Origin of the sequence: Dyadobacter sp. CY351 (assembly GCF_021502625.1) — a bacterium.
Taxonomy (GTDB): Bacteria; Bacteroidota; Bacteroidia; order Cytophagales; family Spirosomataceae; genus Dyadobacter; species Dyadobacter chenhuakuii.
In genome coordinates, this window is the sequence record NZ_JAKFFU010000005.1 from 1 (window position 1) to 26,278 (window position 26,278).

23 protein-coding genes are annotated in these 26,278 nt (G+C 44.0%); 10 read left to right on the forward strand and 13 right to left on the reverse strand.

Annotated elements, in window-relative coordinates:
- Positions 1-812, forward strand: an 812-nt coding sequence (locus L0660_RS12295) for a T9SS type A sorting domain-containing protein (RefSeq protein ID WP_235159737.1), incomplete at its 5' end; no start/stop codon positions are given.
- A 27-nt stretch (positions 813-839) separates the two neighbouring features.
- Here L0660_RS12295 and L0660_RS12300 read toward each other — a convergent pair.
- A complete protein-coding gene (locus L0660_RS12300; RefSeq protein ID WP_235159738.1) occupies positions 840-2,381 on the reverse strand; it encodes a capsule assembly Wzi family protein in 1,542 nt (513 codons plus the stop codon).
- Between the two features lie 273 nt (positions 2,382-2,654).
- Between L0660_RS12300 and L0660_RS12305 the strand changes: the two genes are divergently transcribed.
- The 6 genes from L0660_RS12305 (at position 2,655) to L0660_RS12330 (ending at position 7,646) form a co-directional block, all read left to right on the forward strand.
- Positions 2,655-3,296 (forward strand): DUF1080 domain-containing protein, encoded by a 642-nt coding sequence (locus L0660_RS12305; RefSeq protein ID WP_235159739.1) that lies wholly within the window; start codon positions 2,655-2,657, stop codon positions 3,294-3,296.
- 25 nt (positions 3,297-3,321) lie between these two features.
- A complete protein-coding gene (locus L0660_RS12310) occupies positions 3,322-3,789 on the forward strand; it encodes a YdeI/OmpD-associated family protein (protein WP_255712317.1) in 468 nt (155 codons plus the stop codon).
- Between the two features lie 187 nt (positions 3,790-3,976).
- Positions 3,977-5,251 (forward strand): DEAD/DEAH box helicase, encoded by a 1,275-nt coding sequence (locus L0660_RS12315; protein ID WP_235159741.1) that lies wholly within the window; start codon positions 3,977-3,979, stop codon positions 5,249-5,251.
- 161 nt (positions 5,252-5,412) lie between these two features.
- Complete coding sequence (locus L0660_RS12320; protein ID WP_235159742.1) at positions 5,413-6,144, forward strand: DUF1361 domain-containing protein; 732 nt, start codon at positions 5,413-5,415, stop codon at positions 6,142-6,144.
- A 32-nt stretch (positions 6,145-6,176) separates the two neighbouring features.
- Complete coding sequence (locus L0660_RS12325) at positions 6,177-6,908, forward strand: class I SAM-dependent methyltransferase (protein ID WP_235159743.1); 732 nt, start codon at positions 6,177-6,179, stop codon at positions 6,906-6,908.
- The gene (locus L0660_RS12330) at positions 6,909-7,646 is read left to right on the forward strand and encodes a pseudouridine synthase (protein WP_235159744.1); all 738 of its coding nucleotides are present in this window, start codon (positions 6,909-6,911) and stop codon (positions 7,644-7,646) included.
- 15 nt (positions 7,647-7,661) lie between these two features.
- Here L0660_RS12330 and L0660_RS12335 read toward each other — a convergent pair whose 3' ends face one another.
- Positions 7,662-8,117: a hypothetical protein gene (locus L0660_RS12335; protein WP_235159745.1), complete on the reverse strand. Its 456-nt coding sequence runs from the start codon at positions 8,115-8,117 to the stop codon at positions 7,662-7,664.
- Positions 8,118-8,349: 232 nt separating this feature from the next.
- Here L0660_RS12335 and L0660_RS12340 point away from each other — a divergent pair, with 232 nt between their 5' ends.
- From L0660_RS12340 to L0660_RS12350, 3 genes are all read left to right on the forward strand, one after another.
- A complete protein-coding gene (locus L0660_RS12340) occupies positions 8,350-11,664 on the forward strand; it encodes a response regulator (RefSeq protein ID WP_235159746.1) in 3,315 nt (1,104 codons plus the stop codon).
- Positions 11,665-11,830: 166 nt separating this feature from the next.
- On the forward strand, positions 11,831-12,520 hold the full coding sequence (locus L0660_RS12345) for a hypothetical protein (protein WP_235159747.1): 690 nt from the start codon (positions 11,831-11,833) through the stop codon (positions 12,518-12,520).
- A gap of 116 nt (positions 12,521-12,636) precedes the next feature.
- Entirely contained in the window at positions 12,637-13,839 is a 1,203-nt protein-coding gene (locus L0660_RS12350; RefSeq protein ID WP_235159748.1) for a T9SS type A sorting domain-containing protein, read from the forward strand.
- A gap of 31 nt (positions 13,840-13,870) precedes the next feature.
- On the opposite strand, the gene L0660_RS12355 is transcribed toward L0660_RS12350, so the two are convergent.
- The 11 genes from L0660_RS12355 to L0660_RS12405 all read right to left on the reverse strand — a co-directional run bounded on the left by L0660_RS12355 (position 13,871) and on the right by L0660_RS12405 (position 26,117).
- Positions 13,871-14,884, reverse strand: a complete 1,014-nt coding sequence (locus L0660_RS12355; RefSeq protein WP_235159749.1) for an acyltransferase — start codon at positions 14,882-14,884, stop codon at positions 13,871-13,873.
- 84 nt (positions 14,885-14,968) lie between these two features.
- Complete coding sequence (locus tag L0660_RS12360; RefSeq protein WP_026632258.1) at positions 14,969-15,409, reverse strand: glycosyltransferase; 441 nt, start codon at positions 15,407-15,409, stop codon at positions 14,969-14,971.
- 51 nt (positions 15,410-15,460) lie between these two features.
- On the reverse strand, positions 15,461-16,585 hold the full coding sequence (locus L0660_RS12365) for a glycosyltransferase family 4 protein (protein WP_235159750.1): 1,125 nt from the start codon (positions 16,583-16,585) through the stop codon (positions 15,461-15,463).
- Positions 16,582-17,109 carry a serine acetyltransferase gene (locus L0660_RS12370; protein WP_235159751.1) on the reverse strand — a complete coding sequence of 176 codons (528 nt, stop codon included), beginning with the start codon at positions 17,107-17,109 and terminating at the stop codon, positions 16,582-16,584. The genes L0660_RS12365 and L0660_RS12370 overlap by 4 nt, the downstream gene beginning before the upstream one ends.
- 32 nt (positions 17,110-17,141) lie before the next feature.
- Positions 17,142-18,203: a glycosyltransferase family 2 protein gene (locus L0660_RS12375; protein WP_235159752.1), complete on the reverse strand. Its 1,062-nt coding sequence runs from the start codon at positions 18,201-18,203 to the stop codon at positions 17,142-17,144.
- A complete protein-coding gene (locus L0660_RS12380) occupies positions 18,190-19,347 on the reverse strand; it encodes a glycosyltransferase (protein ID WP_235159753.1) in 1,158 nt (385 codons plus the stop codon). Before L0660_RS12380 ends, L0660_RS12375 begins: the two co-directional genes overlap by 14 nt.
- On the reverse strand, positions 19,337-20,284 hold the full coding sequence (locus tag L0660_RS12385; RefSeq protein WP_235159754.1) for a glycosyltransferase: 948 nt from the start codon (positions 20,282-20,284) through the stop codon (positions 19,337-19,339). The genes L0660_RS12380 and L0660_RS12385 overlap by 11 nt, the downstream gene beginning before the upstream one ends.
- 3 nt (positions 20,285-20,287) lie before the next feature.
- The gene (locus L0660_RS12390) at positions 20,288-21,520 is read right to left on the reverse strand and encodes a hypothetical protein (RefSeq protein ID WP_235159755.1); all 1,233 of its coding nucleotides are present in this window, start codon (positions 21,518-21,520) and stop codon (positions 20,288-20,290) included.
- Positions 21,521-21,529: 9 nt separating this feature from the next.
- A complete protein-coding gene (locus L0660_RS12395; RefSeq protein ID WP_235159756.1) occupies positions 21,530-22,882 on the reverse strand; it encodes a flippase in 1,353 nt (450 codons plus the stop codon).
- 56 nt (positions 22,883-22,938) lie between these two features.
- The gene (locus L0660_RS12400; protein ID WP_235159757.1) at positions 22,939-25,296 is read right to left on the reverse strand and encodes a tyrosine-protein kinase; all 2,358 of its coding nucleotides are present in this window, start codon (positions 25,294-25,296) and stop codon (positions 22,939-22,941) included.
- A gap of 5 nt (positions 25,297-25,301) precedes the next feature.
- Positions 25,302-26,117: a polysaccharide biosynthesis/export family protein gene (locus tag L0660_RS12405; RefSeq protein WP_235159758.1), complete on the reverse strand. Its 816-nt coding sequence runs from the start codon at positions 26,115-26,117 to the stop codon at positions 25,302-25,304.
- Between the last annotated feature and the right edge of the window lie 161 nt (positions 26,118-26,278).

Here is a 26,278-nt window from a genome sequence, read left to right on the forward strand (position 1 = left end):
CAGTTTACGGGACAGTAATAGCCAACCAGTACCGGGCAGACCTGAAAGACCAGGGTAAGGGGACAGGCAACTATGGCTTTACGATACCAATCCCTGCTGGTCTTAAAGACGGCGCGACCCATACATTGAATGTCAGGGTGAAAGGCAAATCCTATATTGTGCCGACTGCTGCGCCTCGGACTTTGATGTGCCCTGCCAATGTGTATGCTGGTAACTTTGATATAGTTGACTGCAACAGTGCGCGTGGTTGGGTTTGGGACAAGAACAATTCGAGCACTGCCGTGACTGTCGAGCTTTATGAAGGTAGTACAGTCTATGCGACTGGATTGGCCAACATTTACAAGGAAACATTAAAGAATGAAGGCAAAGGAACGGGTAACTATGGTTTCAGCTTGCCTATCCCTGCTAGCTTAAAAGATGGAATGGCACGTTCTCTGAGCATTCGTGTGAAGGGAAGTACTTACACATTGGGCTCATCTTCCAGAAGTTTGACCTGCGCCTCATCAGCGCGCATCGCAGCAATGGAAGAAATGGTACAGGACGATAAATCTAATAATATTTTGGAAATCGGAGTGTGGCCCAATCCAACCCGTGAAACTATCAATTTAGATTTTTACCTGGAAAAAGGAGAATCTGCCAATTTATCGATAGTCAATATGTTGGGGCAACAAATTTGGCAAAAATCGGTAATCGGAGTAGGTAAGCATATACATGAAGGGGTGAACCTTTCACAACATGCAGATGGTGTTTATTTAGTAAACATTAAATCAAATACCAAGTCCGAAAGCAGACGGGTTGTTCTTGCTAAATAGCCTCTCTTTCAGGGAGATTCTCAATAACTACCATTGCTTGGAAAGTTTGACTGAGCCTCCCGTTGAATTATACAAGAGAGATCCGTTGTCAAGAGCAACAGCAAAGGTCAGCGTCATGTTTTGACGCATCTTTTTGCTGGCTGACAAAAATGTTGATAACTGTCTCTCTTCCTGAAAATAAGGTGGCTTGCTAGGAATGCGTATGGAACTTAGGGAATGGCCCCATGGACTTGTCCCGTAGGTTCCGTAGTTTAAGGAGTAAGCGGCCTTTACTACGATAGACCAGTCACGTACAGCAGTTTCTGCTGACACATGAAATGCGCTGATCCTGTTGTTAATAAAATACTCTTGAAGGTAAACGGGCAAATCTTTTCTTGCGTACTTTCTGCTTGTCAATAAGGGATTACCCAAATTCTCACCTTTGTAAGTCCAGCCTTTGGTGTAAATGAAATTATTATAATAATCTTCGTCTCCCGATGGCGTTATTTTTGCATCGATTTCTCCACCTTGGCTTTTAGTATTTAGGTATTCGAAAACGATTTTATTTAGTTGAAAAAAAGCAGATGGGTCTGTCTCTTTATTGGCCACACTGATTCCAAATAGCCCATCTTTAACATTATTTAGATGATACAATCCGCCTACATCATATAGGAATTGATGGTATACTAGAATTTTTTTTGATTTTGTAGTGAATTCAACCGCTTGGTCGATTGAACCAAGATGATTGCCGATTTTAGAGCGTGGTATACCCATACCAGGACCGCCGTAACCTTTGCCAAATATCACATATTTATAAGTTTCAGATGGAGATAATTTGAATTTTTGCCCATTTATTTCTCTCTCGTTCCCCCAAAATACCTGATGGTTAAATCCGGCAAAAAGCTTCAACTTCCAGCTTGGTTTACCAAACCGGGCATAGAATGACTTTTGGTGAAAATAGGTCTTTACTTCATTTACGTCTACATTTTTTACGTCGACATTTCCAAGCCATCCATGTGCAAAGTTACCTTTTACAGCAATAACCCCCTTCAAAAGGGGTAAATCCCAAAACTCAGGAATGGATAGTTCAACCTTTGGAATTCCCAGGCTGTTTCCGGAAATGGAGAATGCGCCGGAAGACAATGTAGAATCAACCAGCCCCATGATATCCCTGCTGCGTCCTGCTTTCAGCTGAAATATTCCTAAGCGACCCTTTGCATAAGTTTCGATAAGCAGTAACTGCGAACCTTTGCCGATGTTCAGTCTGGGTTCGAGGTAAACCCCCCAGTCCGCAAGCTTTCCTTTGCGAACCTTGGAGTAGTCCCGTCCAATATCACCGATAAAGGAAATAGAAGGGCCTTGAAGCGGCATGCTTCCGGCCTGGTTAGACCGCATCCAAAACGGGACTTGGTTATTGGATGTGGCAGAGGCGATTGCAGCTAGTCCGAATCTGAATTGTTTATCAGATGTAGAGACCGTCGTATCCGGTGTCTGTGGGTCAAGATGATCTGCTTGCATCTGCGCTGGAAGAGCGGAAACCATGTCGGAGCAAGCGCATAGTAAAACTAAGGTTAATGGCAATTTAATCAACCGGTGCATGGATTTACGATGTTGAGTAGCTTAAATAAGTCTTTCTTTTGAGCAAATGTAATACGATTTTCTTATGATGTTCATAGTACAGATATACTCGAGGCGATCAAGATAAGTGGGATGAAGGTTGCTGCTCTTTAATTTGCATATGATTTTTTCGCTTTTGCTGTTGGTCTAATTTCTATTTTTAGGTTCATAGAGTAGGTTTCACCCGAAATCCGATTTAAATAAAAAGACCAAACATCACCTGCATCCAAACCATTTTACCTTTCTATGAAAAAAACATTAACAACACTACTCCTAACGCTAGCTCTAAGCCTCAGCCTCCAACTATCCGCCTCCGCCCAGGACGGATGGATCACCCTCTTCAACGGCAAAAACTTTGACGGCTGGAAAATCGGTGCTAACGCTTCTTCCTTCACCATCGTAGACGGCAACATTCAGGTAGCGGGCCCCAGAGCTCACTTGTTCTACGACGGCCCGGTCAAAAACCATATGTTTAAGAATTTCGAATTCAAAGCAACGGTGATGACTAAACCGGGTGCGAATTCTGGGATTTTTATTCATACTGCTTACCAGGAAGACGGCTGGCCTGTGCAGGGTTATGAAGTGCAGGTGAACCAGTCGCATACCGATTACAAGCGTACAGGCAGTTTGTATAATGTGGTTGATGTGAAAGAAACCTTTGTGAAGGATGGTGAGTGGTATATTGAATACATCAAGGTGGAGGGCAAGCATATTACCATTAAGATCAATGATAAGGTGGTTGTGGATTATGAAGAAACTGATGTGGACAAGAGAGAGGGGGATATGAAAAACAAATTCCTTAAAGCCGGAACATTTGCTTTGCAGGCGCATGATCCTAAAAGTGTTGTGCTTTATAAGGACATTATGGTGCGTCCATTGACAGAATAAATCCTGTAAAATTCCACATTGCAACATGGAAAATGATGTCCGTTTTGAATCAATATTAGATCGCCTCCCTCGAAAGGGAGGCGAATTTTATATGGTTGTACCTGATGAAGTGGCGGTTCAGTTTGTACAGGGGCGCAAGCCTGCGCGGGTCAGGTGCTTGTTGAATGGTCATGTCGATTTTCAATGTGCGATCCGGCCGAAGGGTGGGGGAGGTTTTTACATTAATATAGGAACGCCGCTCAGGCAACAGGGGAAATTGGTGCTGGGACAGAAGTTGCATGCGGAAGTCAGGCCGGATGACAGTGAATTTGGCCGGGATGTTCCGGAAGAATTGCAGGAGTTGCTGGAAATGGACGAGGAGGGGAAACGGCTCTTTGATGAGTCCCTGCCCAGCCATCAGCGCGCCATCATTTATTATGTTGCAGGCGCGAAATCGGTTCAGGTGCGTATCGATCGAGCGATAATGATGATCAACCGGTTAAAAGTGAAGTAGCCTTTCCATTTTCTTTGCTGCTGATAATTCGATAGCAGCCCCTATCTCACACCATGTTTTCATTTTCAGCCGGATATTTTTTATATTTGTTCAAATCAAGCGGTTTGCTGACTGGGAAATATTGAAGTCAGCTCTTTTTTTAACGCGTCCGTAGACACTTAAACCTATGGACTTTACAAGCTGAATTTTGAATTTCAATGAATTTGAACTCCACGAGGACGTGCTCAACGCCGTGGATTCCATGAACTACCAGCAGGCAACACCTATTCAGGAACAAGCGATCCCTTACATTCTTGGCGGCAAAGACCTGCTCGCCTGCGCCCAGACGGGTACAGGTAAAACAGCCGCATATCTGATCCCGATCCTTGATAAGGTTGCCCACGAAAATAACGGGAACACTGGCGCATTGATCCTCGTGCCGACGCGCGAGCTCGCTGTGCAGATCGATCAGCAGATCCAGGGACTGGGTTATTTCGTTGGCGCAACCAGTATTGCGGTTTATGGCGGTAACAAGGGTCCGGAATGGGATCAGCAAAAGAAAGCATTAACGCAGGGAGCAGATATCATTATAGCAACTCCGGGAAGGCTTATCGCCCATTTGCAGCTGGGATACGTGACCTTTGGAAATGTAAAACACCTGGTGCTGGACGAAGCAGACAGGATGCTGGACATGGGATTTTTGAGTGATATATTGAAGATTATGAGCTTTTTGCCAGCAAAAAGACAAACGCTCATGTTCTCAGCAACAATGCCGCCAAAAATCGGTGACCTGGCAAAGCGGATCTTGCAAAACCCTGAGGAAATAAGACTTGCCGTTTCGCGTCCCGTTGACCGGATTGATCAGCAGTTCTATATGGCAAAGGACGAACAGAAGCTCCCATTATTATTGCACTTGCTCAGTCAGGTTGAAAATACGAGTATGGTGCTGTTTACTTCGCGCAAATCTACGGTTGAGCCGATCGTACGGGCGTTGCGAAAGCTCGGGCTGGCGGCAAGAGGGATCTCCTCTGATTCCGAGCAGGCAGACCGTGAAATTGTATTAAGGGATTTCAAGAACAGACAATTTCCGGTACTTGTAGCAACGGACGTGCTTTCACGCGGGATTGATATTGATAACCTGAGCCATGTCGTTAATTACGATGTGCCCCGCGATCCGGAAGATTACGTTCACCGTATCGGCCGGACAGCCCGTGCAGAAACGAAGGGCACGGCGATCACGTTTATCAATGAGCAAGATCAGAAATACGTATTGAAGATTGAAAGGCTTTTCGAAAAGGAACTTGAAAAGCAATCCATAACCCAGGATTTGGGCCTTGGAGATGCGCCTGTATTTGAGCCACGGCGGGCAAGGCCCTCGGGTGGTCGCAAGCCGGGGCCAGGCAATAAGCCAGCTCAAAAACCTTCGGGAAGACCTAAAAGACGTAAACCTAATAAAGAAACCAAAAATCCTACTCAGGCCTAGCCTGTCAGCGTTTGTCGAAAATGACGCAGCAAAAGCGACAAAGGATATAACTATATCAATTTTTATTTTAAGGATAAGAATGATATAAATGTGTTATGCCTTTTTTGCTTTTCATTTGCTTAATTTTTAAGTCGTCATGATTAAACTAAAATACCGTACTATTGGACCGTTTGATAGATTGGATAAGGAACCATAGGTTCAGCGTCACAGATCCGCCCATTGTATCAATGGAAGGCCTGTTCTCGCTGCTGTTGCTTTTGCTGTTGAGCCTGGTTGCTGTATTTTTTCACCTTATCCGTATTTTCTTTAATTCCCCCGTTGACTTTTCAATGGACTGGAATTTATTTTTAAGCTGGATTCCGCTGATCACTGCCTTCCTGGCCGATAATTTCACAAAACGTTTCGGCAGCATTCCATTAACGCTGATCGTTTTAACCACGCTCTGGCTTGCATTTTTTCCGAATGCGCCTTATATGATCACGGATCTGGCTCACTTAACCGTTGATTACCACCGAGATCTGACCTGGCATGATGTGATAATGCTCTTCTTCTACGCAGAAGTAAGCCTTTTTAATGGTTTGGTGTCGCTATACTGGATTCACCGCTCCTGGCGCCGCGTTTTTTCCAGGCGTGTCAGCATTACATTCCTTTTACTAAGCCTACCGCTGGCCGGTTTCGGGGTTTACCTGGGAAGGGTGAGGCGCATGAACAGCTGGGACATTATCCATGATCCAAGGGCTATCCTGAACAACCTGATTGAAAGCGCAATGGACCGGACCGCTTGGGTTTTCAGTATGGAAATTGGTATGCTACTCGGGATTTTATATCTGGTGCTGTGGGTTATCGTTCGTTTCCGGATCAGGTATAGCAAGAAGAATCAGGCAGTGGAGTAGGGATTTAGTCATGAAATCAATGTCACTTTGATATGCAGATATCCGATAACGTAAAGGACTCTTATTCTTCACAATATAATGATGACTCCGTTTCCTGGCGCAACACCGGTGCCAAATACAAGGCGCGTAACATTGTAGCACTTTCCAAACACATTAATTTCAAAAATGTGCTCGAAGTAGGCGCAGGGGAGGGAAGTATCCTGAACTGGCTTTCCCAGTGGGATTTTTGCCAGGACCTGAACTGCGTTGAAATTTCTGAAAGCGGCATTGGCTTAATCAAATCCAAGCAAATCAAGCACCTGAATGATGTCCTGCTTTTTGACGGGTACCAAATCCCTTATCCTGACAACCATTTTGATCTGGTCATCTGTTCGCATGTCTTGGAGCACGTTGAGCATGAGCGCATCCTTTTAAGAGAGATCAAACGTGTTTCTAAATATCAGATTTTCGAAGTGCCCATTGATTTTTCTTTTTATGTAGATAAAAAAGTCAAGCATTTCCTATCCTACGGGCACATTAACATTTACACGCCTGCATTACTCCGGTTCCTGCTGATGTCTGAGAACTTTCAGATCAAAAAGGACATTTGCCATCTTTATGATGACGAAGTGATCAAGCCGCTTTTTAAAAACAATCCCTCAGGTTTTTATCTAACAAAAATCAAGCATTTCGTTTTGCGGCTCTTTCCATATCTGATGGGCATCAAGCCAAATGCTTATGCGGTGCTGACAGAGAAAATAGAGAAGGATCTCTCCATATTTTAAGTGACAGAGCCGACACAGTCATCCCTTCAAATCCTTTATCAGGACGCGGAGCTCGTAGCGATCAATAAACCAAACGGACTGCTCGTCCACCGCTCACCCATTGCAGCAGACGCAGACGTTTTCGCTGTCCAGATACTCAGGGACCAGCTCGGCCAAAAAGTATATCCCGTTCACCGTCTCGACCGAAAAACTTCCGGTGTACTGCTCTTTGCCTTGAATGAAGAAATGAACAGCCTGATGCAGCAGCAGTTTCAGGAAGGCAAAGTCGAAAAAACCTATCACGCCATTGTCAGAGGCTACACACCCGATCAGCTTGACATTGACTACCCATTAAAAAAAGAAGACGGCACCATCCAGGAAGCCTTCACCTCACTGCGCACCCTTGAAAGAACAGAAGTTAATTTCGCCATCGGAAAGCACCCAACTTCCCGCTACTCACTGGTCGAGCTTAAACCCACCACCGGCCGCATGCACCAGCTGCGCAAACACATGGCCCACATTTTCCACCCCATCATCGGCGACAGGCCGCACGGCTGCAACAAGCAGAACCGGTATTTTAAGGAGAAGTTAGGGATGAGTACGATGATGCTGCATGCGTCAGAAATAGCATTTCAGGTGCCAAACAAAACCGTGGAGCTGCGAATCTGTGGCAACTTCCAACCGGATTTTCTTGAAGTTTGCCAAAAGCTTTCATTCCGGAGCCAGCTTATAGAAGGACCGGATGAGTTTATAAGCTAGCCGCCAACTTAAACTTCAATTGCCAACATTAAACCCCTCCATTTCCCTAAGCATCTGCAAAGACTTGATTATAGGATCCCAATCCTTACCCCTGAAAAGCAGTTTAAACCACTTCTTATCCCGGTTTTCATACTTAATATTGAAGAAAAGCCATACAGCTGCTGCAAAAAAGATTAATGTTACAATCACCTGGGCGGTTAACCATCCTTGGTTGGCAAACATTTTTTGCTGGATGCTGAAAGTCGTCCAGACAGGTGCATGCAGAAACATCAGCTTGTATATCCATAGCGTAGAGCTTTTTAACTTCGCCAATCGGAACTGTGTTGTTAGCAGGGGCTCGCCCAGGTCTGTTTGATAGATCAATGCAAGCTGGTAAATATAGATTGCGATCACAATTGTCAAAAGCACGGCATGTGTAGCGATTGAAAACCAGAAAAACGGGCTGGCGTAGGCGTAGGTTTGATACAGCACAGAGCTCAGGAAAGCGATCCATATCAGGTCGGTTCAGACAATTATTCGCAATACCAGTAAATAAATCACAGAATTACATCAATTTTTTTGCAGTTAGTATCCCGGGAAGCACCCCATCACTAGTGCTTGGTGCTGTAAGCATACAACTTGCTTGCCAACATTTCTACGATCAGTTACTAATAGTTGAATCAAAATAATTGTATTGAAACTAAAACTAATTGTATTTTTATAGATGAATGAAGAGGTACATGATGTTGACGTCGAAAAAAACGACGCCGTTCCGCTTTCTGTTTTGGAACAAAAAAGATTGAAGACACTGCTTAGCTATTCAATTCTGGATACGGCAGGGCAGGAAGAGTTTGATGGTCTTGCAGATCTGGCCTGCCTGGCGTGCGACGTGCCAGTATGCATCATTACATTTATTGATCAAAAAAGGCTTTGGATTAAGTCCAGCCGCGGAACCCAGCTAAGCGAAATCGATCGCAGAACCTCTTTTTGTCAGTATACGATCCTGCAAGGGTCGGTTTTTGAAATCGAGGATGTCAGCCTGGATGATCGCTTCCGGGGCAACGACTTACTGAATGAACAACCTGACCTTCGTTTTTACGCAGGCTACCCACTTACGGATCCCGCAGGCTACCCGCTGGGCGCGATCTGTGTGCTGGACAATAAAGTCCGAAAACTTACCGAGGTTCAAAGCAAGTCGCTGCAACTGATTGCTTCCCAGGTTATGGCCCTGGTCACATATCACAAAGAACGCATGCATGCTGGCATACAGCGGCAGGGCAATGATAACGCCTTCATTAAAGAAAAAACGAGCAGCGAGGAAAAACTTAAATCATTTTTTGAGAGCTCACAGGGGCTCATGTGCACCCATGATCTGGATGGCAACTTTACCGCCGTTAATTCTGTTGGGGCGGATCTTTTGGGATATACCGTAGAGGAATTTTTGAAAATGAATTTGCTGGATGTGACGCCTCAAAAACACCGGCAAGGCTTACGGGATTACTTCCAGCAGATCACGAATTCGGGCAAATCCAGCGGTTTGATGACAACCGTGCATAAGGACGGGCGTCAGGTCATTTGGAGTTACCGCAATGCACTGGTTATGGACGGAAATGGACACGGTTATGTTGTGGGTAACTGCATAGACATTACCCAAATGCATAATCAGGCCAAGGAACTGCTCCGAACACAGCAAATGCTCATGCAAACCAGCCTTATTGCAGGCATAGGAGGTTGGGAATACAATTTGAACGAAAAAGAGCTTTACTGGTCTGATCTGGCTAGTAAAATCTACCAGCAGGATCCTGATTTGAAGCTCAATCTTGATAATGTGCTGAACCTTTACAAGGACGGTGAGAGTAGGGAAAAAGTGATAAAAGCCATAGCGGATGCCACCAATTATGGCACGGCTCATGACATAGAAGTTCAGATTTTAACAGGTAACCACGAAGAGCGCTGGGTGCGGCTCGTTGTCAATGCCGAGTTCAGAAAAGGGAAATGTAAAAAACTTTACGGGACGGTTCAGGACATTGATGAGAAGAAAAAAACGGCGTTGCAGGTTGAGCATACCAAAGAGCAGCTTAGCATGCAGCAGGCGCGCCTGTTGGCATTTGTCGAGCACATTCCCGCCGTTGTGGCCATGCTCGACAATGATATCCGGTATCTGGCCGTAAGCCGCAAGTGGGAACAGGAATATGGATTGCGTAGCCAAGATATTATTGGCATGAGCCATTACGATGTCTTTACCGATACAGATCAGGAATGGAAAGATATACACCGACAGGCCCTTGCAGGCAAACGCATGCTGCGTGGAGAACAAGTATCCCGACCGGATGGATGGAGCCATGACCGGTATCTGACCTGGGAAGTCTGGCCCTGGTTTCAGTTTGATGGCGCCATTGGGGGAATTATAACGCTCATTCAGGATGTAACGGAAATTGAGCTGCACCGCCAGGAACTGAAAACGGCCCGTCATCTCGCTGAACAGGCCAATATGGCCAAGTCAGAGTTTTTGGCCAACATGAGCCATGAGATACGAACGCCCTTGAATGGCGTAATCGGCTTTACGGACCTGGTTCTTAAAACGCATATGAGCGATACGCAGAAGCAATATCTGAGCTTCGTTCACCAGTCTGCCAACACATTGCTGAGCATTATCAATGATATTCTGGATTTTTCCAAAATCGAAGCGGGTAAGCTCGAACTGGATATTGACAAATATGATATCTATGAAATAGCAGCGCAGACTGCCGACATTATTTCGTTTCAGGTACAGAACAAAGGACTGGAAATGCTGCTGGACATCCCAGCCTGTCTGCCGCAGTATGTCTGGGTGGATGATATCAGGCTGAAACAGGTGTTAATAAATTTATTAAGCAATGCAGCCAAATTTACCGAGTGCGGAGAGATTGAGCTAAAAATTGAAATTCTGGACTACCGACCGGAAAATGACGATATGATTACGTGCCGTTTTATTGTGCGTGATACAGGCATCGGCATCCGTAAAGAGAAGAAAGCCAAAATATTTGAAGCTTTCTTGCAGGAAGACGGTTCAACAACGAAGCGGTATGGAGGAACCGGGCTAGGGCTGACGATCTCCAATCAGCTTCTGGCCCTTATGGGCAGCAGCCTTCATCTGGATAGTGCCGTTGGGGTTGGCAGCACGCTATACTTTGATCTGACCATGAAGTCAGAGCCCGGCGATATAAATCCAAATCAGGCTATCACCAACATTGAAAGGGTGCTGATCGTTGACGATAATACCAAAAGCCGCCAGCTGATAGAACGAATGCTGGACCAGCTGGGAATCAAATCAGATCAGGCTGAAAATGGGGCGCAGGCATTGGATATACTTTCGGCTAACATGGCTTATAATGTTGCGTTAATAGATTACCACATGCTCCATATGGATGGACTGGAAACGGTTCGCCGGATCCGGCAGACACTTTCGGCCGCTCAGCTTCCTATTATCTTACTTAACAGCTCGGCAGATGACGCTGTCGTTCTTCGCGCATCCCAGGAGCTGCATATTAACTCGCGGTTGATGAAACCCATTAAATTGGGGAATATAGCGCTTTCACTTGCCAATTTGTCGCCTGATGAACCCCAGCAGCAAACTCCCGCTGCGGCTGAGGAACAGGGTTTTACTTCCAAAGCACTTACCATTCTTGTTGCCGAGGACCATCTCATTAATATGATCCTTGCCAAAACCGTCATTAAAAAGCTTGCAGTGAATGCAACGATATGGGAAGCGGCCAACGGCCTGGAAGCTCTGGCGCTGTGTCAGAAGCAGTTACCGGATTTGATTTTTATGGACATTCAGATGCCGCTGATGAATGGTCATGAGGCAACTTCGCAGATCAGGAAGCTGCCGGGTGCCGATAAAGTGCCCATTGTCGCTTTGACTGCCGGAAATGTAATGGGAGAAAAAGAAAGATGTCTTGAAGCCGGTATGGACGATTTCGTGGCCAAACCATTTGTACAAAATGCAATCTGGCAGGTATTTGAGCGGTTTTTAGATTTGAACGATCATTCCAAATAGAACGAATGCAAGCAATATGGATGCATTCCCGATATTGCTTCACTAACCAATGTTTAAGGAATTTCATGGCATTGGCCCGAGTTTAGTATATATGTTAGTGGCGTCTATATCGCTAATATCGAATATAGCGTAACAGTAGTGCTTTCGTATTAATCTAAATAACGGGATGAGTAAATTTAAAGTAGAAGTTTTGTCTTTTGAGCACATTCAGGAATTGCCTGGATCCTGGGAAAAAAATGATTTGGTGAACCTCTTGGAAGCAATGGATTACCAAAATCCCAACGAAATAAGGGAAGCTGAGTTGAAGGAAATGTGCATGATGTCACTGACTGATTTTGAGCCGGAAGAGGCGGCAAAAATTGTTTTGGATTACACCATCGCCGGGCGCCTGACCGAGGGCCAGATCCAAAATCTATCCCATGAGATCTTAACTGAAAAACTTTGGGAAGAATACCCGGAGCTAGCCTTGCATCCGGATCTTTACCGCTCCACGCAGCTGCTATACGAAGCTTTTAACGGCAAGTTCCCACGCGTAGAAGCAGTCCAGTTTACGATTCAAATAAGCGGAGACATCAGTATTTTCAATGAAAATCCCGAGGCACCGATCGTCCGTATACTTGCTGCCGGCATGTCCGACAGGAGCCTGATCCATCGTCTGTTCTCTGACCAGATTGAAAGCAGCCAATTTGAAGAAGCCAAGGATATCATCTGGCAATTAAAGCAGGTTTCCCAAAGTGAGACATCGGTTACCTATGAAATCATCAGCTCATCATACTGGCTCGACGAAATCAAATATGCTGATAGCTACGAAGCCGAAACGCATGCCGACGCTACTGACGATGAGGACAGTAAATAGAGGTAGTTAGATAGCCTATTATGCATAAATAGCGGGTTGCGTAGAAAATGTTTGAATATTAAATTGAAAGTATTGTATATTGAAAATGTTTCAATCTACAAGCTTATCGAACATATATGCTCAGAACTGGCGTCTGCATCACATACCTGCTAATTTGCCTTTTTAATTGCTCTTACCAGAACGCTTTCAGCCAGCAGGCCTCAGGCATTTCTACCAAACGTGGTCCGGAAATCGGCAGGGTCACGTTTGGCAAAGAGGTGATTTCGGGTGTGCTGGGCGAGGGGAATTTTATTGATGGTTATGTAAGAAAAAAGGGGGGCGACGAATTCATTTTTCCGGTTGGAGATAATGGTAAGCTAAGGCCCTTCAAAGCAGCGGCCGACGAAATAACGGGTGCGTACTTCCAGTCAGATCCTGGAATGCAATCCAGCGAGCTGCCAGCTAAGGGACCTTTTTCAACCTCATCCAGGGATAATGATGTCAGCGCGGTAAGTAAATTGGAATTTTGGGATATTGCCGGCAAAGGAAATACAAAATTAACACTGACTTGGAACAGTGATAGTCAGATCGGGAATCTATTGAACAACGAAGATTTGAGCAAACTGACCATCGTTGGATGGAAAGCAGGCAAATGGCTAAGAATCTCATCAAGCGTTGACAATGTCTCTATCTCAGGTGAAACCAGCTCCCTGGCAACAGGCTCAATCACTGCAAATGCGTTTTTGGTACCCGATGACTATTCTGCATATGCGCTCGGAGCACTTGGCGAGGGTGCACTTCCCGTAGTGCTGGCCAGCTTTCATGCCAAGGCAGTTGAAAAGGCTGCTCTTTTGGAATGGTCCACGGCCTCTGAGCTAAATGCAAGTCACTTCCTTGTAGAGCGCAGTGCAAACGGCAAGAGCTGGGCTTCTATTGGCAAAGTTGCTATTTCACCAGATATTGCATCCGGTGAAATTTACAACAAAACTTACCAATTCAAGGACGAACGTCCTTTGGATGGAAGCAGCTATTACCGCTTAAAAATGATCGATACGGACTCTTCCTATGGTTATAGTCAAATCAGGGAAATCAGATTTAATATTGAATCGCAAATTTCTGTCTATCCCAATCCCGCCTCTGATAAAGTGTTTTTAACAGGCGTTGCGCTAAACCAGCTTAAAAATGCTGCTCTGATCGATTACAGGGGCGCCGTCGTTTCCAGTTTTACCAACATGTCCGATGGCTTCTGTGTATCAAGCATTCCCCGGGGCATTTACATACTATTGCTAACTGACAAGAATGGGATGTCTGAGAGTCATAAAGTTGCGGTTGAGCGTTAAGTTATTATATAGATCCTATTACGATTTCGATCTAGGCATTTTGAGCATCCCGGCTACTCTTGGCGAGCGTTACAGTTTTAACTGTTTTCTTGCTTGTTAAGTAATTGACTATCACAGCCACAAGCAATGCCAATACTAGTAATACCGGCAAGTCCAGATAATGAATCTGGTTATCAATCGATATCTTGGCAATATAGAAGCTGATCACAAATACGTGCGTCAGATAGAGCGGAAGGGAAATGCTGTCTAAATAGAAGAGGATATTAGAAAACAACCTGATCCGGTAGCATATGATACATATCCCTAAGTAAGCAAGGAAAGAAAAGGAATCATTATACATCTTGCCTATCGATCCAAAATACGTCACTAGCAAACCTGTTACGATGGTGGCTATCACAGCAATGACCACGTATAGCCACAATGGTTTGGAAATGATTTTTTCCATCGAACCGGTTTTGCAGATGACCATTCCCACAACAAATTCCCATAAAAATTGAAGGAAAAAGCTATTCAGCTGTCGGGTTTCCGTTTGACCTATATATACCACCCAGCCGCTATAGATCAGTGAGATCATTGTGGAAACCAGCACAGCGGTTGCAGGTTTTGTTTTATCAACCAAGTGTCTCAGGACAGGAAAGACTAAATAAAACTGCAATAGGGTAGAGATATACCAGAAATGCCCGCCAAAACTTGAAATGTCGGACGTGAACATTTTGTAGAGCAGAATGTGACTTAGGTAGCTTTGCCAGCCATCATTGTATAAATTAAGCGGAATATTTAACAAAAATATGGCCGTAATGATGAAATAATAGGGTTTTACTACCCGGTTGAACCGGGCTTTGAAAAAATTCGCGACACCATTATATCGGCTGTTCATAAGGCCGTAACCTGAGGCAAAAAAGAAGAAGTGTACGCCTGCTCCCCCCAGGTTAATGGCACTGGCCATAAAAGCGGGCAGGCTCATGGGTTGCAGAAAGTGAAAACACACAATTGTGGTAATCGCAAATCCGCGCCCATAGGCTAAAAATGCCTGATGTTTTTGCATGATATTGTTGACGTTGCTCAAAAATTCAAGATTTTGGGCTGTTCAAAATGGAAACATTATTTGCACTGATAGTCGCTCATTTCATCAGAGCACATTGCCGGCATATATAATCTTTTTATCGGCAAGTGTAGGCCACTGCGTGTACACGCGGTCAGCGATGTGAATAGCAAGCCGGCCACTTAGGGAGATATGTTCTACATTGGCGATACTATCCAGCCATATCGTTTTTGCTCCCAGTAGTTTTCCGGCCAGAATGCCAAATACACCCGGTGCTGCGCCAGTTGAAATGACGATGTCGGGTCTTGTAAATACCATTAGTTTCATCACGCGAAAAGCTACCATAAGTAATTTGAATTTATTCCAGCGGCTTGCATCCGGGATCGTATAGAACTTATGCCCTTGTACGGTATCACCCAAGTTCTTATGCGTGGAAATATAGAATACATCGTGGTCTTCAAATGCTGGTGCGATGCGTTGTAGTTCGATCCAGTGTCCGCCGCCTGAGGAGATTGCTGCAATTTTCATAATTGGAAAGTTAGATGGTTATGGAAGGGTTAAAAAGTAATAATTCAAGTGTTAGATAATTTCGCTGGTTGTGGCCACCTGCGCGCGGATTGTATCGGCAGGCAGGTCCTCATAGATGGCTTGGAGTCGCTTGGTGACTGTATGAATATCATAGCTGTCTATTAATTTCAAGGATTGGCGACCCATAAGCTCTTGAAGGGACTTGTTGTTGATAAGCTTGTCTATTCCAGCTTCCATGGCAACTTTATCGCCTGGCGTGATGACGTAGCCATTGATGCCATCCTTGACCACCTCCGGAATCCCACCGACGTGGGTGGTAAGGATTGGTTTACCATAGCTCATGGCTTCCAGAATCGCAATCGGCAATCCTTCATTGTAGGAAGGCAGTGCCAGAACGTCACAAGCCTGCAACAGATCTTTTTTCATGTTACCATCCACCCAGCCCACATACTTGCAGATTTGATTAAGATCGTGATCTTTCAGGTAAGTTTTCAATCGCTCCACTTCACCGTCCCCGCCAATTGTCAGCGACAGTTTGCCTTGATATTCATCTTTATTTTGACTAATCACCGAAAGCAAATCAAATATTCCTTTTCGGTCACCGATTCTTCCCAGAAAAAGAAGGGAAGTTGTTGTGAAATCAGCATTTCTAGCCTTTTGCTTTCTAAGCGGTATTTCTACCGGATTGTGCAAAACCACCACTTTTTTAGGGCTGAACTCTTTATTTATAAAGTTTGCCCAGCTCTCGGAAAGAACAATAATACAGTCAGCATCATTGATTAAATGCTGGATCAGACGCTTGGCAAAACCATTTGTTTCCTGATAGAATGTATGGTATTCGGCAGCGTGCAGGTGGTAGACAAATTGTTTATCGAAAATATATTTGCTGAGAAGGAATATTATGTACTTGCGATAAAAACTGCCAAATGATGCCCCATGCACATGAACCACGCTTATCTTCCGGTTGGTAGAGAGTCTGAGCAAGATTCTGAAAAATGAAAGAAAGAAGAACGGAATGTTGGCAATTGAACCGTAGTTTCCTTCGTAGGATGCAATGAAGCTGAAATCTGGGATATTGTTTTTATAGGTTTCGATCACTGCACCCATCCCGCCTTTGTGGCGAATGTAATTAGGCCCTACATGCAGCACATTTTTGAAAGATATAGGTAAGCTCATAGTACTTGCTCGTATATTTTTTGATTGATATTTGTATTTTTTATAACCCTGGCCGGGTTTCCCGCCACTACAGAATGGGCAGGGACACTTTTAACGACCACAGATCCAGCGCCGATCGTTACATGATCACCAATTACTATATCACCCAATATGCAGACATTGGCGCCGATATTGACATTGTTTCCGATGACAGGACATCCGCCGTTATCGGTTTTATTTCCGATTGTTGTTGCCTGACGCAGCGTGCAGTTCTTGCCGATTTTAACGTCACGATGGATAACAATTCCCGGAAAGTGGTAGACCCTCAATCCTGCTCCGATGGTGACAACGGAAGGGATTTCAATGCCGATAATCCATTCGAAGCATATTTTATAAAATGCCCGGATTGGCACCAACACAATCCGAAGTAGTATGTTACGGGTCTGGAAGTTGGCCAATCTGAAAAATAAGCCGAAAATCCTGCCCTTGGTGTTTACAGCATTTTCCGAAAAATCCTGCGTGATAAAATGATAGATATTGGCCATGGTAATGATAAACTGTTGAGCAAGTTTGAGGTCTAAATGTGCTGGCTGGCTATCCGTTTTTGATATTTCGGATAAGCAATCCTCCCTACAAAGGCTAGCAGCTGTTTATGTGCAAACCAGTTGATGTGGCAAATTAGATAAGCTAACACCTGCGCTTTTTGAACCATATTGCAATAGCCTAGTGACCGCAAGCTCAGCACGACGATTTTTTGCTTTCTCCAGACACTCATTTCGGTATAGGCAGTCTTTGATAAGGGCTCGCTATTATTGACCGTTGAGAAGTAATCCTGTATCTGCGTGTTGATCCTTTTAAGCATTCCGTAGTCGACTGCGCGAGCCTGACCGAGCAGCCATTTGAGATTGTCGGGCTCGATCTCAAAGTCAAATCTGGATTGAAGCAATCCCGAGCTCAATGCAAACATTCTGCTCAACTGTCTGTCCTTTTGCGTATGATTAATGCTGGAATTGGTATCGCGGTAATACAGCAAACATTCATCAATGGTATGGCAAACACAACCGTCTTGTAACATCCTGTTCCAAAGATCAAAGTCCTCAATGTGTTCTCTGGATTCTTCATCACAGTATTGGTAGTGCTTCAATAGGTTGCTTTTAAGCATGACCCCGGGATGTGAAATGAAATTCTGAAGAATACTCAGATGCTTGATTGCCTCGGCCCCCAATGTAATCGACGACTTCTGCTGCCGGAAATAGACGCCACTTTCCTGCATATAAAAAGCATTGATATTGACGATGTCGATTTGCGGATTGGCATCGAACGCGGCTTTTTGTCTTGCAAGCCTTTGGGGCAGTGAAATGTCATCGGCGTCCATTCGGGCAATAAACTTACCCCGTGCCATTTTTACACCCAGGTTCAAGGTTTTAATCAACCTTAGGTTAGAAGGATTTTTTACATATATAATCCGCTCATCCTGATAGGACTGGATGATCTGCTCCGTATTATCGGTGCTGCCATCATTTATAATGATGAATTCAAAATTGCTGAATGTCTGATTCAGGATGCTTTCAATGGCATCTTTGAGGAAGTTGGCACCGTTGTAGACGGGCATAATTACTGAAATCTCAGGCAGCTGCATGCGAAGAATTGATTACCTGGTTAAACATGGTGATATAATTCTGAGCCAATTCCTTGTTGGCGTAGCGGCGGGTGATATGTTCTTGCATCTTACTTTTTAGCTGTCCATAGTCCCGGTTGTGCTTCTCTAACCTTTCAATCATTAATTTTTCCAGATTTTTAACATCTGAGGGGTCGAAAAGATATCCATTTACGCCTTCAACCACCTCGTCTCTGAAACCGGGGAAGTCTGAGGCCAGTACAGGCAGGTTATAATAAAATGCAACCTTCATTGCACCACTCTGAGACACCTGCCGGTAGGGCTGAACAAAATAAGATGCATTGCCGAAAAGGGCTGGGATCTCAACATTATCGATCATGCGAATCTGGCATTCAAATAGTTCAGGATAGCGGATGAAAGATTGATAGTATTCCCAGTTTGCACAAGAGCCGTTGATGGAGATTTTGAAATTATCATATCCCTGCTCGTAAATGTTGCATGCCGCCTCGATGAGCAACTCAATATTTTTACTGTAATTAATTACTCCGAAAGACAGGAATGTAATTTTATCCTGGTCTGTATCAATGGGCTTGTAAGCTCCAAAGGATTTCAGCGCCAGATAGGTGGTAAATATCTCTGACTGAGGATAATTTATTTTGAACTTGCCGGCCTGTGACTTTGAAAACATATTGACAAACCGGGCAAAGGAATAGGAATACTTGAAAGCAATTTTAGTGATTGCTGCAAAATTGAATGCGCCTGTCACCTCGCCGTCATGGGCACAGAAGATGGTCCTGTTTTTATTTAAAAGCCAAAACAGCGGCATAGAGTAAGGATCCGGCACGCAGTTGAAATAATTGATATCCGAGCCGTCCCGATTGATCTTTCTGAGCAGGTTCAGATAGTAACCCAGTCTGCGCGGATCACGTTGCCTGTAAGATGAATACAGAAATTCAATGCGCAGTCCATCCAGTTCCATCAGCTCCTGGAAATCAGCTTCGGAAAACCGGGCATTTTTTGCAGGAAGCAATACGATCCAGTGCACATCGAATGTGTTCAGAATGTGCTTGAAGATGTCGATGTTAAAATCGCAGTCGACAAAATAATCGGGCGTAACCCAGGTGATCTTGCGTTTTGCGTTTTGAGCTTTAAGTTTAGGAAGCATACTGGTATTTTCTTTTTTCTTTAAGACTTAAAATCAAAGCGTAGCAGAATTCCTGAAACGACAGGTGCTTTGCAGTATCCTTCAAACGCCATTTGACAAGCGAAATCAGATTATTTGCGTTTGAATCGCAAATGGTCTGAATCTTCTTTTTTTGGATAAAGACCCTCATCTGGTTCTTGATATTCTCTCGTAAAATCACATCCACGGCATGCTGCGGTTCTTTTTGCAAAAATGTATTGAGCCATTCCTCCTCGCCTTTGATCGCTGCCAGTTTGTTGTACAGGCTTCCGTTTGAGGAGATGGAATGTGTATTTAAGCGATATTCAAAAACAGGCTCATTGGTATGGGCAATGCCATTTTGCATGGAACCAATGTAAGAGGAGATGTCGTCAGAGGCCCAGGCGAGTGGGAGCTTATAAAACCCACCGTTGCTTTTCAATGTGCTGGTGCGGTAAACATAATCCGAAATGAAAAAATGACGGTTTCCCATTATACGTTGTAGAATGGCATCGTATACGCTTTCAAATTCAGGACGTGTCTCCGTGAGGCTAACAGGCTCTGAATTCTCATTAATAATCACAGAACGGCAATGATATACGCCACAATCGGGATACTTGTTTATAAGGCGCGCGAATTCCGAAAGATAGTTGGGGCGCATTCTGTCATCATCACCCAGCAGTACGAAGAATTCTCCCTGCGCCAGCGACAAACACTTGTTCCAGTTATCCACAACGTGTAAAGCCCCGAAGTTTTTTTCATTTCTGAAATATCGAATTTTATCAGAATCGTACTTTCTGACAAAGGATTCAATGTCGTTGGGCGAATTGTCATCAACGATGATGAGCTCAAAGTCAGTGAAGTCCTGGCTGAGGACGCTGTCAATGCACTCCTGGAAGAACACTGTCTTATATGCGGGGATACCAATGCTGAATTTCATTATTTAATTGCGTTTCAATTGGAACATGCTGATGACTTTCTGTTCTTCATACAGCCTGTGGTAACAGTATAGGACAAGCGCCGTGGTTATCACATAATAGTAGGAAACCAGAAAATCAGAGGATAGGGATGTGACCATGATCATCCAGATATAATATTTTAAATAGTAATGGTCGGCATCAACAGGGATTGTGAAGCTCTTAACGAAAATCATCGCAAAGCCAATGATGGCCAGTATCCCGAACACGACATATACTTCTACCAGTCCTACGTCAGACAGGAAATACCCGTAGTTGACGCTGAGGGCGTTCAATGTCTTTCCATAATTGGATGTTTCATTAAAAAACCCGTTTCCAAATATGTAGCTGACCGTGTTGGGTGTAAACTCGGTCAGAAAATACCTGGCCGATAAAATACGGATGTATTCTTCTCCGGCAGAAGTATCTGCCTTTTGCTGCTCTGCCAGACCTCTGCTGATGGGGTTGTCAGAGATCAGAAAAAGATAGCAGCCCAGGCCGAATGTAGTGATTGTGGCAATTTTTAAAGGCAGCTTTACATTGCGCAAAAAATGCAGCATATATATAAAAAGCATGACAGCGATGGTCTGCCTTGTTACTTGCAATACATTCACAATGAGGCCAAATGATGCATATCCAAGCCAAATCATCTTATTCTTTAAATCACTTGTAACTTTATTGATGGCAATAAAACAAGCCAGGAAGAATACGCCTCCACCCGGAAAATTGACCCGGATGATGCCGCGGTCTTCTTTGAATTCTTCAACAGTTCCAAAATAAATGGTGCCCGTATGCGTGAGTTGGAAAAGGAACAGGAGCATGTATATCAATCCATAGATAAGGACGATATTTTCAATGGTTCTGATCGATACATTTGAACCCAGCAGATAAAAGAAAACAAACCATATCATATAGGGAATCGTAGAAACGCTGTGTTCCAAACCCTGGCCCCAGGTATATTTTGCCATAAAAATCGATATGACTATTGCAATGCATATCAGCTGGATCGGTAAAACAAAACCACCTCTGTACCTGAAAAAATTTGGTAATGAGATTAATATCGCCACCACCATATATGCATAGCAAATGTTTTTAAGGATTCCCGCCTGAGCGGCCACAGCTCCGAAATACTTCAGAGAACATATCACTAAAAAGAACAGGAATATGGTCTTTTTATCAGTGATAATGTCGCGCGTACTCGGATAGGTTAAAGACTGCATGTTTCGCTTTTATGGATTGACTTTGGCAGGTTGAAATCTTTTGATCATCGGCTGAATATATTCGCCTATCACCGAGAGCCTGAAATATGCTCTGTTAAATGGGTTTATCCCTTTTTTGATCAAAACTGTGCACATGCAGATCAGGATAAATAATTCCGTTGCCAGCCAGTTTAGTGTTGTTCCAATGTAACCCCATTGCCGGATGAGCATTAAATTCAATAGGATGCTTACAAACGCTGCGGCCACGGATATTTTAAAAAACTGCGTATCCATTCCCAAATTGAGCATGATCTGAATTCCAAATACATTGTTCAAAGAGAAAAGCAAGGGAACAATAGCCAGTATACGAAAGACAGGTACAGCAGCCTCAAATTGCGGTCCGTAAAACAGGGTAATGACAAAGGGACCAAGAACAAACATGGCAATTGATGCAGTCCCTAAGAAAAGTACGATCATAGGCACCAGCTTTTGTACGACTTGCAGTCCCTGTTGACGGCCTTCTCCAAATGCTTTGCCGATAAAAGGATAGAACGCTTGCGCCAGCGGCATTGCTAGTACAGACTGTGCAATGATGATGAGTCGCTGCCCGGCTGTATAATATCCGACCTGCTCCTGGCTTTGGAAAAAACCCAGTATGACGGTATTGGTGCTGGAATACAGGTTGACGAAAATCAGGGACAGGAAGATGGTCTTTTCTTCCCAAAGCACCTGTGCACATCTGCGTAGCGGGGTGTGCAGGAATTTCAGCTTGTATCTGCGAATAGCCCAGAAAAACGACAGCAATGCGACAATGGTTTGTGAAAGCCCTATCAGAAGTGGCTGCCAGATGTAATCTTCATTTTGGCGTATTACCAAAATAATAGAGGCTGTAAACATTAGCCTGCTGATCAGGTTAAATAGGGCAACCTTGGAAAGATCCTGCATGGCCTGATATAACCAGTTCTGGGTAAACAAGAGGCTGATACACAAGGTGTAGGAGAATATCAGGACCGTTTGATTTGCTTTAAAGTCGTCTACGGTAAAAAGCAGAACAGCAAAGGCAGCCGTCGATAAGGCAAATAACAGGCACTGCGTAAAAAAAACTTCACTGAAAATCTGGTTGCGTAGTGCGGCATCATCCGGGCTTTTGGCCAGCTTCCGGGTTGCTGAAAAGTCGAAACTGTAACTTATTATGAGCGTGAAATACGTAATCAAAGCAGCAGCAAAGTTGATTATGCCGTATTTTTCAGGTCCGATGATGCGTGAAATGATGGGGACTGAGATTAATGGCATCACATAAGTAGCAATCTGTACCACTGTCAGGGACAGTACATTCTTTGTAAGCTGCTGCTTTGATTTTTGCGTAGTAACTGATTGAACCATTAACGTTGTTGGTAATAAAGTCGGGATTTGAATGTAGGAAGTACGGATGGCCGGATCTAAAATCTTCCCCAAAAGTCACTGAAAGGCGATGCTATGCCTTTACTTTTTGTGTCATAATAATAATTGGCATTGTAGTTATATCCGTAGCCGTATTTCAGCCTTTGAATGCCGTTAAAAATGATGTTGATATTGGTTAGATTTTTCTGCTCCTGAATTTCTTTCAGAAAGCTCAGCTCTGCTTTTTGCGTCACGCCCTGTCTGATAGTGTAGAAGGTAGTATCCGCATAGCGCGAGATAATCATCGCATCAGACACCAGGTGAACGGGAGGGCTGTCGATGACGATATCATCGTAATGGTTGCGTAAATATTCGATCAGGTAAGCAAGCTGGGGCGTTTCCAATAATTCGCTTGGATTGGATATATGTTCGCCACATCCGATCATATCCAGCCCGGATTCGGAGACCGACACCTGGATAATTTCATCCAGCAAAGCATTTTCATTCAAAAAGTCGGCAATGCCCGGGTGCTGGTTATTGGTGCCGAAAATGGCATTTAGCTTGGGCTTACGAAGGTCCAGTTCTAAAATGATCGTTTTTCTGCCCGACAATGCAAGGCTCACCGCTAGGTTACTGCTCACAAAACTCTTTCCTTCACCCGGCACACTCGATGTAATCAGGGTTACCCGTCCTGTTGAGGCATTGCTGGACAAGTAGGAGAGCTTCAACCGTAAAGACCGGAACTGTTCGCCGATGGCGGTGGCTTTGCTGCTCTTGATTTGAATGGTGTTGCTGGATCTTTCCAAGGGAATTTCGGCAACAACCGGCAAATCTAGCTCGTCTTTGATTTCCTGTATGCTTTGGATTTTGGAGCTGAAAAGTCCGCGCACGTAAATCAGGCCGATGGGAAGTCCCAGACCGATCAGAAGCGCGCCGGCAAAGGCCATAGACCGCTGTGTTTGTTTTGCCGGACCAGAATAAGCATGGTCGACGATGCGATCCTCAGCCAGTTTTGATGCATAGCTCACCGAGATTTCTTCACGCTTTTGCAGCAGATAGGTATATAATGTTTCCTTGATGGCCTGCTGCCTTTTGATGCTGATATACTGGCGCTCCTGCGTTGGAATGCTTTTGATAGAAGACTCGAAGTTCTGATTGAAGGACATTAATTTGCGCTGGGTATTTTGCAATGATGCCCTGATGCTTCCCACATTCTCACGGATTGCCGCTTTTGTTGTTACGATCTGCCGGTTAATGGGTTCAAAGTCCGGGTTTGTTTCAGGAGTCGTTGCCAGCAAACGCTCGCGCTGTAAATTCAGCTGGGCAAGTCTTTCAATCATGCTTCGCAAAGCGGGATCGTCTATTCCGAGCGTCGTGGGTGTTTTGTCCTGACTTTGATTTGAGTTGATATATCGCTCAATTCCCTGAACTACACTCAATTGAACATTAACCTCATTCAGATGCGCATCATTGCTCTGCATATTTTCCAGACTTATCTTGGAATTAGAGCTGATATCAGTAAGACCGCGCGCACTTTTGAAAACCTCTATTCCTTTTTCAGCATCATTAAGTTCTTTGCTAAGGGATGACAAACGCTGGTCAATAAAGTCGAGCGTATTTCTGGCCTCGCGGTTACGCTGCATCGTTCCCGCCAAATTGTAGTTGAAGATGATCCGGTTCAGAACGTCCTTTCCCCGCTGAGGGACCTCATCATCAATGGATAAAATGATGGTTGTCGACAGCTTGTTGGAAAGTGCAACAGATAATTTGCTTTGATAGCTTAAAGCTGTTTTCTCAACATCAGAAATAGAAATCCTGATTTGTTTACCAATGAATGCATCCAGGTTTTCGGTGGGTTCAAGTTTCCATGTACCAAACTTGTTGCTGAAACTATCTTCAAAACTAAATGCCTGGTCTGTTTTATCAGGCATTCTGATGAAAAACGTATCCCGGTCCTTGATGGTCACTGTAACGGTTCCATCCTGACTGCCTGCTTTGAGGACTGTTAATTTTACCGGTCCGGAATTGTATAAATCTTGCGAAAATATACCATCCATTTCCTGGTAGCCAGTGCCTAACGACAGTTCCTGAACAACTTGCTTGATAAGCTGCTTGGATTTGAAAACCTCAATCTCATTTTCGATGATCCTCGACGAGCTTAGTGCATCAATTTCGTGAAGCGGAGAGGCCTGGTTTTGGTTTTTCTTCTCATCCTGTATGACAATGGTTGCATTGATCTCGTAAATCGGCCGGGCAATTTTCAGATAAAAAATGATAGCGGCAATCGAAATGGATAAGCTGATTACAAACAATGGCCAGTGATACAAATACTTGTTGATTGTATTACCGATATTGAAAGATTGTTTTCTTGCCTCAGGCAATGTGAATGTGGCAAGCGTGGCTTGTTGGGTACTCATTAGATTTATCTATATAAGTTCGAAAGAACAATGGCTATGATGGAAAGTCCTGATAACAGGAGCGTAGTAACGCGATAACCCCGATCTACTGTGGCATACTTGGTGCGATCAGGCTGCACGTAGATTTCATCATTATTTTTGAGATAGAAATAGGGGGATTCAAATAGCTTTTTTGATGTAAGGTCAATAGGAATAAAATTTCTTTTTCCATTCTCTTCCCTGACCAAAATAATGTTATTACGCATTGCTGTAATATTCAAATCACCCGCCATACTTAAAATTTGGGTAATGGTTGTCCGCTCGTTTTGCAGGGTATAAATATTGGGATGTTGCACATCACCATAAACGGCAACTTTGAAATTAATGATGCGGATATTTACTACCGGATCTTTATAATAAGTAAGCAGTATTTTGGCTAATGAATCGCTTAAAGAAGTTGTTGTTAAGCCCGCCACTTTCATGTTTCCAATTAAAGGCAAATGGATATTTCCACTAGGATCTACCATGTAACCTGTAATAGGATTACTCGATGATTGATCATAACTACTGCCATTTACGCGGTTTAAATTGTAATTAAATATGGAGGAAGATTCAGGGTTTCTGCTGGTCACATTTATCCCTAATATATCGGCTGACTGGATTGTTAACGGAGAATAATTTTTGACAACTTCCGTGACAAGTGAATCTCTTCTTAAATCAGTAAAATAGGGTACTTTTTTGTAAGAACTGCATGCAAACTGGATCAGTAGAAATGCAGTGATTAAGGAGTAAATAGAAAATCTGAAAATTGATTTAAATAATGTCTGTGCAATTGACTTCATGCTGAGGAGGAACGTTGATTACAGCATAAAATACGTTATAGTAATTGAGTTGCTTCAAGTTTTTGGGGTGTTTCGTAAGGACTCTGGGGTGCAACGGGGAAAAAGGGGGGTGTGAAAATAGGTCCGGGATGCGCATATTTAGAACCCATTTTCAAAAGAAA

Bases quoted from the DNA above. Each gene is read 5' to 3' on its own strand.
- L0660_RS12350 (WP_235159748.1), top strand. From the start codon at position 12,637: ATGCTCAGAACTGGCGTCTGCATCACATACCTGCTAATTTGCCTTTTT.
- L0660_RS12325 (WP_235159743.1), top strand. From the start codon at position 6,177: ATGCAGATATCCGATAACGTAAAGGACTCTTATTCTTCACAATATAAT.
- L0660_RS12400 (WP_235159757.1), bottom strand. From the start codon at position 25,296: ATGAGTACCCAACAAGCCACGCTTGCCACATTCACATTGCCTGAGGCA.
- L0660_RS12355 (WP_235159749.1), bottom strand. From the start codon at position 14,884: ATGCAAAAACATCAGGCATTTTTAGCCTATGGGCGCGGATTTGCGATT.
- L0660_RS12360 (WP_026632258.1), bottom strand. From the start codon at position 15,409: ATGAAAATTGCAGCAATCTCCTCAGGCGGCGGACACTGGATCGAACTA.
- L0660_RS12390 (WP_235159755.1), bottom strand. From the start codon at position 21,520: ATGCAGTCTTTAACCTATCCGAGTACGCGCGACATTATCACTGATAAA.
- L0660_RS12305 (WP_235159739.1), top strand. From the start codon at position 2,655: ATGAAAAAAACATTAACAACACTACTCCTAACGCTAGCTCTAAGCCTC.
- L0660_RS12385 (WP_235159754.1), bottom strand. From the start codon at position 20,284: ATGAAATTCAGCATTGGTATCCCCGCATATAAGACAGTGTTCTTCCAG.
- L0660_RS12370 (WP_235159751.1), bottom strand. From the start codon at position 17,109: ATGGCCAATATCTATCATTTTATCACGCAGGATTTTTCGGAAAATGCT.
- L0660_RS12375 (WP_235159752.1), bottom strand. From the start codon at position 18,203: ATGCAGCTGCCTGAGATTTCAGTAATTATGCCCGTCTACAACGGTGCC.
- L0660_RS12365 (WP_235159750.1), bottom strand. From the start codon at position 16,585: ATGAGCTTACCTATATCTTTCAAAAATGTGCTGCATGTAGGGCCTAAT.
- L0660_RS12405 (WP_235159758.1), bottom strand. From the start codon at position 26,117: ATGAAGTCAATTGCACAGACATTATTTAAATCAATTTTCAGATTTTCT.
- L0660_RS12345 (WP_235159747.1), top strand. From the start codon at position 11,831: ATGAGTAAATTTAAAGTAGAAGTTTTGTCTTTTGAGCACATTCAGGAA.
- L0660_RS12395 (WP_235159756.1), bottom strand. From the start codon at position 22,882: ATGGTTCAATCAGTTACTACGCAAAAATCAAAGCAGCAGCTTACAAAG.
- L0660_RS12340 (WP_235159746.1), top strand. From the start codon at position 8,350: ATGAATGAAGAGGTACATGATGTTGACGTCGAAAAAAACGACGCCGTT.
- L0660_RS12380 (WP_235159753.1), bottom strand. From the start codon at position 19,347: ATGCTTCCTAAACTTAAAGCTCAAAACGCAAAACGCAAGATCACCTGG.
- L0660_RS12310 (WP_255712317.1), top strand. From the start codon at position 3,322: ATGGAAAATGATGTCCGTTTTGAATCAATATTAGATCGCCTCCCTCGA.